This is a genomic window from Mammaliicoccus sp. J-M41, from assembly GCF_022385935.1.
Lineage (GTDB): Bacteria > Bacillota > Bacilli > Staphylococcales > Staphylococcaceae > Mammaliicoccus > Mammaliicoccus sciuri_A.
Genome location: NZ_JAJNIR010000067.1, coordinates 1 through 1,300, shown reverse-complemented (window position 1 = coordinate 1,300; position 1,300 = coordinate 1). Strand labels below are relative to the sequence as shown.

The following is a 1,300-nucleotide window of genomic DNA, read 5'->3' as shown; positions in this document are numbered from 1 at the left end:
TGTCCATGGAAACTTTTTTAATTCCTCTATATCTAGTCCATCTCATACCATGCTGTTCTTTTGCATCACCAAATCGTCTTTCTACTGTTTGACTTCTTAGTTTATATGCTTTTTTTATTGTATCTACAAACCTTAAATCTTCGATTATATCTAAATCATCTTGCCATACATGTCTTCGAATTTCTCTAGTAAAACTTCTATTTTCTGTACATTCATTTAGTAGTGGACATGATTTACATATAATAGGATTAGATTTGTATAATCTATGCCCTGTTGGCATAGTTCTTTTAAAAGTTAGTAATTTATCATTTGGACATATATAACTATCGTAATATTCATCATAAATAAAATCTTTAGTTTTAAATATTCCTGTCTTTCCTTTTGGTCTTGTATAGGGCATTGCAGGTACTATCGATTTCTCTAGTAAATAATGCGCATTGAATGGCGTTTTGTATCCGGAGTCTACTGCTAGTGTGATTGGTAACATATTTTTTTCTTCTAATCTTTCAACCATAGGTTTCAACTGTGTACTATCATGTATATTTCCAGGTGTGACATGTTGATCAATTATAAAACCATTTTTATCTACACAACTATGTAAGCTATACGCAAATTGTTTTTCTCTTTCACCTTTAACATAGTAACCAGCTTCTGGATCGGTAGTACTGACTTTCTTATTTTTAAACTCCTCCTTTTTCTTATTTTTTATGGGCTTTTTTCCTTGTGCTAACCTCTGTTGATTAATTTCATTATTAAGTTCTTCTTGGAAATGTAATGTATCCTTTTTTACAACTTGATTAATATATTTATTTTTATTCGCATTAGCTTTGATATGTGTTGAATCAATGAATAACGTTGAGTGGTCAATTAAGTTATTCTTAATCGCAATTTCTAATATTCTTTCGAATATTTGTTCAAACAGGTCAGTATCATGAAAGCGTCTTGTATAATTTTTACTGAATGTACCATAATGAGGGACTTTATCAAGAAAGCTAAATCCTAAATACCAACGGTAAGCTACGTTAGTTTCAATTTCTTTAATAGTTTGCCTCATTGATTTTATGCCAAATAATCTTTGAATCAGTAAGATCTTAACTAAGATAACAGGATCAATAGAAGGACGTCCGTTATCTAAACAGTATTTATCTTCAACAAGTTCATAAACGAAGTTTAAATCTAATATTTTATCAACTTTTCTCAATAAATGATTTTTAGGTACTAACTCTGAAACAGAAATCATTTCATATTGGTCACGTTTATTCTCGGATTTATTTAACATAGAATCAACTCCTAAATAAAA

Annotated in this window: 1 protein-coding gene; it reads right to left on the bottom strand. The window is 29.5% G+C overall.

Going from position 1 to position 1,300, the window contains the following annotated elements:
* Positions 1-1,279, bottom strand: a 1,279-nt coding sequence (locus LQ686_RS13860) for an IS1182 family transposase (RefSeq protein WP_239733456.1), incomplete at its 3' end; no start/stop codon positions are given.
* Positions 1,280-1,300: the final 21 nt, after the last annotated feature.